This window comes from Streptomyces sp. NPDC006332 (assembly GCF_040612855.1).
Classification (GTDB): domain Bacteria; phylum Actinomycetota; class Actinomycetes; order Streptomycetales; family Streptomycetaceae; genus Streptomyces.
In genome coordinates this window covers 126,199-134,330 of sequence record NZ_JBEXRA010000024.1, presented here as the reverse complement: position 1 = coordinate 134,330, position 8,132 = coordinate 126,199, and the positions used below count along the sequence as shown (strand labels likewise).

Sequence of the window (8,132 nt, the reverse complement as noted above, 5' to 3'; positions counted from 1 at the left end):
CTCCGTGGGAGAAGGAGCGGCGTTCGGTGCGTGCGATCGGCGTGCGGCGTGGAGGGTCATGTGGCGGAGCCACCTGGCCCTTCGCGCCGTGCGGCGAGCGTGCGTGCCGGGCGACGCGACGCCGCGGAGATCCATCAGAAGGGCCTAGGGTGACCGCGTGACGAGAGTGCGGTTGAGCGTGACGGAGCGGCGCGAGGAATTGCTGCGCGCCGCCGTCGAGCAGATCGAGGCGCGGGGCGTGGTGGCGGTCAGGATCGCCGACGTTGCCTCGGCACTGGGCGTGAGCAACGCGTTGGTGCTCTACCACTTCTCGACGAAGGAGAAGCTGGTCGCCGCCGCCTTCACCTACGCGGCCGAGGACGACCTCGCCCAGCTGCGCAAGCTGCTCGGCCGGCGCACCACGGCGCTGCGCCGGCTGCGGGCGGCCGTGCGCTGGTACGCCCCGACGGGCCAGGCCAAGGGCTGGCGGCTGTGGATCGAGGGCTGGGCGGCGGCGCTGCGCGAGCCCGCCCTGCGGGAGGTCACGCGGGACCTGGACCGGCAGTGGAAGGCGGCGCTCACCGAAGTCATCGCCGAGGGTGTGGCCGCGGGCGAGTTCGCCTGCCCGGATCCGACCGGCACCGCCCTGCGCCTCACGGCCCTGCTCGACGGTCTCGCCGTACAACTGACGTCCTACGAGGGCGGGGTGCCGCGGGCGCGGGCGCAGGAGTGGGTGGACGAGGCGGTGGCCCGGGAACTGGGGCTGTCGCGGGAGGCGTTGACCACGTAGGGCCGCGCCGTACGACAGACCCGTGACGTGTCGGGCCTGATGACGCGCACCTGGTTGCCCGGCCGACCACGACCCGCGGGGCGTGGCCGGCCGGGCAACCAGGTGCCCCTCAAGCCACCCGGCTGATCCGCGTCTTGATGTCGTCCGGCGACAACGCGCCCTTGGCGGTCACATGGTCCCCCGACGACTCCCCACGCAGCCGCCGTCCGATCCACGGCACCAGGTACTCGCGCGCCCAGTGCACGTCGTCCCGCCGGATCTCCAGGGTGCCGCGGGCGGGCTGCGGCGGCCAGGGCTGGTCCGGGTCGGCCGGGACCTCCATGCCGAGGACCTGGCCCGCGCGCAGCGCCACCCGCGTGTGGCCCTCGGGCGAGAGGTGGAGCCGGTCGCCGTCCCAGGCCCTGCGGTCCTGAATGGTCTTCAGGGACCACAGGTCGAGCACGGGACAGCCGTACCGGTCGGCGATCGCCCGCACATGCCCGTTGTAGGTGGCGATCTTCCCGCGCAGACGCTTGAACACGGGCACGCCGCGGGTGTCGAACCCGGTCGTCACCATCACCGTGCCGGCGACGGCGGTCAACCGCACCACCGCCCGCTCGAAACGCTCCGCGACCTCGTCGGGGTCGGTGCCGGGCCGCAGGATGTCGTTGCCGCCCGCGCAGAAGGAGACCAGCTCCGGGGCCAGTTCGACGGCCTTCGGGAGCTGGTCCGCCACGATCTGGTCGAGCAGTTTCCCGCGCACGGCGAGGTTCGTGTACCGGAAGTCGCCCTCGGGCCGCCGGTCCGCGAGCAGGACCGCGAACCGGTCCGCCCAGCCGACCAACGCCCCGTCGGGGCCGGGGTCGCCGACGCCCTCGGTGAAGCTGTCCCCCACCGCCACGTACGACCCGATCACTGATCTGTTGTCACTCTTCGAATCGTCTGCCACATCGACCCATGATTCACCTTCGGATGTGAGCTACGCGACCGTAAGAAGGGGTTGACGGGCGGTGAGATAAGCCACCTTCCAAGGATTGGTCAAGCCAGGAATAGCCTTGTCGTCAGTGCTGTTGACGCGGCAACCGCCATACCCGGAATCCGGAGATCCGGAAGTGACTCCAGGTGGTCCGGAAGCCGAAGTGCCCGCTGGTGTACGGCTCGGGGTCGGTGAGGTCGAACACGAGCCGCCCGTTGTTCCACCACCGCGTCGTCGCACCGTCCGAGACGATCCGGACCCGGTTCGGCCGGTTCGCCACCAGCAGGGGCTCCGTGTAGTCGTACACCAGCGGACGCACGCCCGCCTCGCCGACGTAGCGGCGCATCCTGGTCGTGGTGTTCGTGTTGGCGCCGTATCCGACGTAGTACGTCTTGAGGTGGTCGTACTCGGCGAGCGCACCGCTCCTCGCGGTGGCGAACAGGTCGTCCGGGGAGCGGACGTCGACGGCGTTCCAGAAGTTGTTGAGGTCCGACACCCGGTCATTGGCCCCGCCCTCCGACACCGGTGTGGCGGTGTACTCCAGGACGTACGGCCCTTCGAGCCGTTCCCTGAACCAGACGGTCGCGCCGGCGGGCACGTCGACCTCCAGGATCCCGTGGGAGGCGGTGACGGTGCCGCCCTTCTCGAGTTCCACGGCCCATCGGCCGAGACCGTGACGGAAGTCGTCGTGGGCGATCGGGTGGCGGTGGCGGGGCGAGGCGCTCGCGGTCGCGGCCGGGGTGAGGGCGGCCATTGCGGCTCCGGCGGCCAAGGTCGCGAAAGCTCTGCGCGTGGTCGTCACGAGAGACGACTCCTTCCGGGCGATCGACAGGTGCGGCAGGGGAAAGCGCTTACACAGAAGCGGAGTTCACTGTGCCCTCCGGCCCCGCACGCTGTCGACGGATCAGGCACTTTTCGCCACAGGACCGCAATGCGACGGTCAGGAATTGGCCAGGAGAGGGATAGAACGTATCGCCGTGGACCCGGACCTACCGAAATCCGGGCCCGGACATACCGAAGGCCGGACCCGGGGATCAGGGGTCCGGCCTTCGGCAGCGTGTCAGGCAGGTGGTCGTGCGGGTGTCAGCCGACCGCGACACCCTTGGAACGGAGGTAGGCGAGCGGGTCCACGTCCGAGCCGTAGTCCGGCGTGGTGCGGATCTCGAAGTGCAGGTGCGGGCCGGTCACGTTGCCGGTCGCGCCGGAGAGACCGATCTGCTGGCCCTCGGTCACCGTCTGACCGCTGGAGACGGAGATCGAGGACAGGTGCGCGTACTGCGCGTAGTAGCCGTCGGCCAGCCTGATGACGACCTGGTTGCCGTACGCGCCGCCCCAGCCCGCGGAGACGACCGTGCCCGCACCGACGGCCTTGAGCGGGGTGCCGGTGGGGACGATGAAGTCGACACCGGTGTGGTAGCCACTGGCCCACATGCTGCCCGCCACGTGGTAGCCCGTGCCGATGGTGGCTCCGTCGACCGGCAGGGTGAAGCCGTTCGCGGTGCTGGTGGTGGCGGCGCTCTGCTCGACGACCGTCGACTTCTGCGAGGCGGACGACGAGGACGACGAGGACGCTGACGAAGGCGAAGACGACTTCGGCCTCGGCTTCGGCTTCGGCTTCGACGAAGAGGCCGACGACTCGGCCTTCTTGCCGATCGTGAGCTTCAGACCGGGGTGAATCAGCGACGGGTTGTCCCCGACGGCCTCACGGTTGTCGGCGTAGAGCTTCTGCCAGCCCCCGCTGACGTGCTGCTCCTCGGCGATCTTGGCGAGGCAGTCTCCGGCTCGCACCACATAGGTCTTCACACCGGAAGTCCGCGCGGCCACCGACTTCTTCGCGGCAGTCGGAACTGACGACTGAACGGCATTCTCCGAAATGGACTGGGCACTCGCCGCATGGGCGCCGGTGGCCCCCAGAAACGGAAGGGCGAGTGCCGCGCCGCCGGCTGAGGCGACGGCGATGGAACGGGCGAAGCGCTGAGTCTTCGGTTGGCGATGCTTACCCCTCGCGGGCATGGCGAATTCCTCTCCGGCGCCTGCGAGGTGAGCTGTCGGGTGCGGACTGGAGATGTCCGGCCATACCGAGGTACGACTTGACCCCAAGCCTGTTCCGGAGACCGGAACAGGCGGTTCTACCTGTGGGTCCCCCGCTCCTGCCGTGGTCGGGTGAGTGTGTGCGGGCTCCGGTCGGCGGCAGGATTGGGCGTCCGTCCGGATCGGTGGCGAACGTAAGCGACTAAGACGCACAGGGACAAGCGGAAGGTTGCACCCAAATCCGCTTCTGTTGATCCGTAATGGGAATTCCCAGTCACCCTCGGTAAATCAAGAGTCATCCACTTCTCGAATTCCCTTGAAAGACATAAGAATTACGTGAACATGACGCGCGACGGACGGTCACGAATATGACGCTCCTCACGCTCCACTTCCCAGGTCGCCCCATTTCAGGCAGAGTTGGAATGAAGGCGCCAATTCGGGCACAAGTCTCAGATGCGGCGCAGCTGGATAACCTTCGCATCGAAGTCGCCCCGGAGGCCGGTCCGCAGTCCGTGGTGCAGCAGCACGGCCCCTCGGTGAACTTCGCCCGTTTCACGGCATTCGTACGACGCTGTCGGGTCGAGTCCGCGCAGCCGCAGCGCCGGTACGGGCTCGCCGTGGTGCTGCGCCTGGAGGCAGGCCAGGACGACCGTCTCGTCACCCAGCACGTACTGCACCGCGCTCGATCCGCCCGTGGGTGGGCGCAGTCGATAGAGGTCGCCACGCTGCACGAGGGGACGGATCTCCTTGTAGAGAGTCACCCAGTCCCGGGCCTCGGCGAGCTCTTCCTCGGTCCACTCGGCGAGGTCCCCGCCGACTCCGAGCACCCCGGCCATCGCGCTGACGAACCGGAACCGCAAGCTGCTGACCCGGTCGTTGAGCTGGGTGTTGGGGCTGTCCGTGACCCAGGCGGCCATCACGCGTGCGGGGTGGATCTGGCTGAAGCCGTGCTGGATCGCGAGCCGGTCGAGCGGGTCGGTGTTGTCGGAGGTCCACACCTGGTCGGTACGGCTCATGATGCCGAGGTCGATCCGGCCGCCACCGCCGGAGCAGGACTCGAAGGCGACCCCCGGGTGCGCCTCGCGCAGCCGGTCCAACAGGCGGTACAGCGCGTTCACGTGATCCACCCACAGGCGCTGCGGGTAGGGGTCGTCGGGCCAGCCCGCGTCGGTGAAGCAGCGGTTGAAGTCCCACTTCACATAGTCGATCGGGGCGCTGGAGAGCAGCCCGTGCAACTGCTGCCAGAGGTACTCCTGGACGTCCTCGCGCGCGAGGTTCAGCACCAGCTGGTTGCGCTGTTCCGTCCGCTTTCGCCCTGGTTGGTACTGCACCCAGTCCGGGTGGGCGCGGTAGAGGTCGCTGTCCGGATTGACCATCTCCGGCTCGACCCAGATGCCGAACTGCATACCGAGGGCGTGCACCTGGTCGGCGAGGGGCCTCAGGCCGCCGGGGAAGCGGTCCGGGTTGGGCGTCCAGTCGCCGAGCCCGGCGCGGTCGCTCGTGCGCTTCCCGAACCAGCCGTCGTCGATGACGAACAGCTCGACGCCGATCGCCGCGGCTCGGCGGGCCAGCACCAGCTGCTGCTCCTCGGAGATGTCGAACTCGGTGGCCTCCCAGGAGTTGAACAGCACCGGCCGGTCCTGGTCCGCGTCCGGGATGACAAACGTCAGCTGGTAGGCGTGCCAGGCGCGGCTCGCCCCGCCGAAGCCGGCGTCGCTCCACAGGCCGGCGAAGACGGGGGCGGTGAAGGACTCCCCCGCCTCCAGACGGAGCAGGCCGGAGTCGTCGTACCCCGCGCCGCCGGTGATCTGCACGCGCGTGTCGGGCAGTTCGGCCACGGCGATGCGCCAGGACCCGGACCAGCCGAGGGCGCAGCCGTAGACCTCGCCGCGCTCCTCGGTCGCGTCGGTGTCGAGCGCGACCCACGGCAGGTACTGGTGTCCGGTGTGGCCGCGGCGGCTGCCGATGACCTTCTCGCCGTAGGTCAGGGGGGCGCGCGTCAGCCGGGACTCCGCGGCCCAGCGGCCGTGCAGGTGCGACATCCGCCAGCCGGTCTCGCGGTCGGGCAGGGTCCAGGTGGCGGAGTCGGCGCGCAGGAGCTCCACCGTGGGGCCCTCGTTGTCCAGGCTCACCCAGCGCTCCACGACGTCGTGCCGCATGCGGTAGTGCAGGGTGATTGTGAGGCCGCCGTCGCGGAATCTGAGCCGCAGTTCGTCGTCCTCGGCACGCTCGTAGGCCTCGAAGACCCACTCGGTGCCGCGCCGCTCGTCGGTGCGCACGGACAGGGCGGGGCGGACGAAGCGGGGGCCGCCCTCGACCGGGTACTCCTCACGCCCGTCCAGCGGAGACTCGAAGCCCCGGTGGTCCGGCAGGGGGAGCAGGGCGAGGGCCTCGGCGTCGGCGAGCGCGATCCGCGCTCCCCAGTGCAGGTGCAGCAGCTCGTGGTCCTCGGTGAGATGGAGGGCGTAACTGCTGGTCGGCCCGGACAGAATCCACGTTCGGCCGTTCTCGGCGATCTCCAGCATAGGGTCCCTCACAGATACGAACAGCCACGAACAGGTGCACTCAAGCCTCAACATCATCAAGGTCGGCGAGCCCTCGGCGCAACGCCTGTGGACAACTGCTTGGCCTACGAAGCCATGTCGTATGGTCGGGTGAGTGCCCGCCGTCGAGCCGCGTCGACGGCACCGACTGGGAGGATCCCCCGTGACACAGCAGGTCCCGTCGACCGAGCCCGAGCTGTCCGGAGTGCGCAACTTCCGTGACGTGGGGGGCCTGCCGACCGTGGACGGCCGCCGGGTGCGGCCGGGGGTGCTGTTCCGCAGCGGCCACCTCGCGCACGCGACCGCCGAGGACGCGGCGTTCCTCGCCTCCCTGAATCTGCACACGATCTTCGACTTCCGCAACTCGGCGGACCAGAAGCTGGAGGGGCCCGACGTCGAGCTGCCGGGGGTGCGCAATGTGAACCTGCCGCTGACGGATCCGGCCCACGGCAGCGAGTTCTGGACGATGGTCCGCGACGGCCGGATCGACGAGCTGCGCGAGACCCTGGGCGACGGCAAGGCCGCGGACCGGATGATCAGGTCCTACCGCGCCATCATCAAGAAGCGCACCGCCGAGCACTCGCTGGTGCTGCGCTCGCTCGCCGAGGACAGTGTCCCCGCGCTCATGCACTGCGCGGCGGGCAAGGACCGCGCGGGTCTGTCCGTGGCGGTGACACTGCTCGCCCTCGGCGTCGAGCGGGAGGCGATTTTCGCCGACTACCTGGAGTCGAACGCGAAACACCGCCGCTACAAGGTGCGGCGCAGCAGCTCCGCGTCGGCCTACACCCCCGAGGTCATGGAGCTGCTGAGCCCCCTCTTCGAGGCCCGTGCCGAATATCTGACGACCGCGTTCGAGACGATCGAGGAGACCTGGGGCGACGTCGACACCTACCTGGAGAAGGGGCTGGAAGCCACCCCGGAGATCCGGGAGCGGCTGCGCGGGCGACTGCTGGACTGAGGGCCCGGGCCCGGGAGTTCGCACCCGGAGGCGGTCCTGACCTGCGACAGGTCATTTCTGGGCGCCCAGCTCGAACAGGAAGTAGATGAAGGCCGCGAACACGTGGCCGACGGCGATGTAGATGATGAGGCGCACCCACAGGGCGCGGGGGAACTTCTCCTCCATGTCAGTCATGGCGTGTCTCCAGGGGTGGGGCCCAGGCACAGCGTGGCCGTGGGGCTCTGCAGCAGGGTGTGGACGAACAGGAGCTCGACCCCGTCGGGGTCCTGGGCGGCGATACGGTGCGGGGTCAGCGAGTCGAAGTGCGCGCTGTCGCCCGGTCCGAGCCGATGCCTGGTGTCCCCGAGGCTCAGCCGCAGCCGCCCCTTGAGGACGTGCAGCCATTCCTCGCCGGGGTGCACCCGCACGACGTCGCCCTGGGAGCCGTACGGGACATGGACGCGCAGGGCCTGCATGCCTCGGCCGGACGCGCCGGCCTGCCAGTAGGTCCAGCCGCCGGCCGCGGTCGGTTCCATGTCGGCGGTACGCACGATCGCGTCCCGTTCCACGGCCGTCTCACCGAGAAGGTCCGAGACCGTCGTACCGTAGACACGGGCCAGCGCGAGCAGCATCGGCAGCGAGGGCTGGCGCTGCCCGGTCTCCAGCCGGGACAGGTGGGCGGGCGACAGCCCCGCGGCCCGGGCGGCGGCCTCCAGGGTGAGGGAGGCGTGGCGGCGCAGGCCGCGCAACTGTGGCGCGACGGCGGGCAGGTCGGCGACCGGCCCGGGCGGCGGCTCGTTGTCGGCTTCCGGTGGGATCATGTCTCCATTGAGCCCCGGGTTTGCCTCAGCGGCAAATTCCTTGCCTCAGAGGCAAAAGCGCGTACGCGGAGCCTCC

Annotated in this window: 8 protein-coding genes and 1 riboswitch; of the genes, 2 read left to right on the top strand and 6 right to left on the bottom strand. The window is 69.7% G+C overall.

Features of this window, described 5'->3' with window-relative positions; genetic code table 11:
- Positions 1 to 157 precede the first annotated feature (157 nt).
- A complete protein-coding gene (locus tag ABZ027_RS22630; protein WP_356771048.1) occupies positions 158 to 769 on the top strand; it encodes a TetR family transcriptional regulator C-terminal domain-containing protein in 612 nt (203 codons plus the stop codon).
- A 109-nt stretch (positions 770 to 878) separates the two neighbouring features.
- Here the strand turns inward: ABZ027_RS22630 and ABZ027_RS22625 are convergent, their stop codons facing one another.
- The 4 genes from ABZ027_RS22625 to ABZ027_RS22610 all read right to left on the bottom strand — a co-directional run bounded on the left by ABZ027_RS22625 (position 879) and on the right by ABZ027_RS22610 (position 6,280).
- Complete coding sequence (locus tag ABZ027_RS22625; RefSeq protein ID WP_356771064.1) at positions 879 to 1,664, bottom strand: SGNH/GDSL hydrolase family protein; 786 nt, start codon at positions 1,662 to 1,664, stop codon at positions 879 to 881.
- A gap of 145 nt (positions 1,665 to 1,809) precedes the next feature.
- A complete protein-coding gene (locus tag ABZ027_RS22620; protein WP_356771046.1) occupies positions 1,810 to 2,526 on the bottom strand; it encodes a DUF6250 domain-containing protein in 717 nt (238 codons plus the stop codon).
- Positions 2,527 to 2,807: 281 nt separating this feature from the next.
- Positions 2,808 to 3,737 carry a LysM peptidoglycan-binding domain-containing M23 family metallopeptidase gene (locus ABZ027_RS22615; protein ID WP_356771044.1) on the bottom strand — a complete coding sequence of 310 codons (930 nt, stop codon included), beginning with the start codon at positions 3,735 to 3,737 and terminating at the stop codon, positions 2,808 to 2,810.
- A 4-nt stretch (positions 3,738 to 3,741) separates the two neighbouring features.
- A riboswitch (cyclic di-AMP (ydaO/yuaA leader) is annotated at positions 3,742 to 3,900 on the bottom strand.
- A gap of 304 nt (positions 3,901 to 4,204) precedes the next feature.
- Entirely contained in the window at positions 4,205 to 6,280 is a 2,076-nt protein-coding gene (locus tag ABZ027_RS22610) for an alpha-galactosidase (protein WP_356771042.1), read from the bottom strand.
- 181 nt (positions 6,281 to 6,461) lie between these two features.
- Here ABZ027_RS22610 and ABZ027_RS22605 point away from each other — a divergent pair, with 181 nt between their 5' ends.
- Positions 6,462 to 7,256, top strand: a complete 795-nt coding sequence (locus ABZ027_RS22605; protein ID WP_356771040.1) for a tyrosine-protein phosphatase — start codon at positions 6,462 to 6,464, stop codon at positions 7,254 to 7,256.
- A gap of 51 nt (positions 7,257 to 7,307) precedes the next feature.
- Here the strand turns inward: ABZ027_RS22605 and ABZ027_RS22600 are convergent, their stop codons facing one another.
- On the bottom strand, positions 7,308 to 7,430 hold the full coding sequence (locus ABZ027_RS22600; protein WP_356771038.1) for a DUF6126 family protein: 123 nt from the start codon (positions 7,428 to 7,430) through the stop codon (positions 7,308 to 7,310).
- On the bottom strand, positions 7,427 to 8,056 hold the full coding sequence (locus tag ABZ027_RS22595; protein WP_356771036.1) for an XRE family transcriptional regulator: 630 nt from the start codon (positions 8,054 to 8,056) through the stop codon (positions 7,427 to 7,429). Before ABZ027_RS22595 ends, ABZ027_RS22600 begins: the two co-directional genes overlap by 4 nt.
- Positions 8,057 to 8,132: the final 76 nt, after the last annotated feature.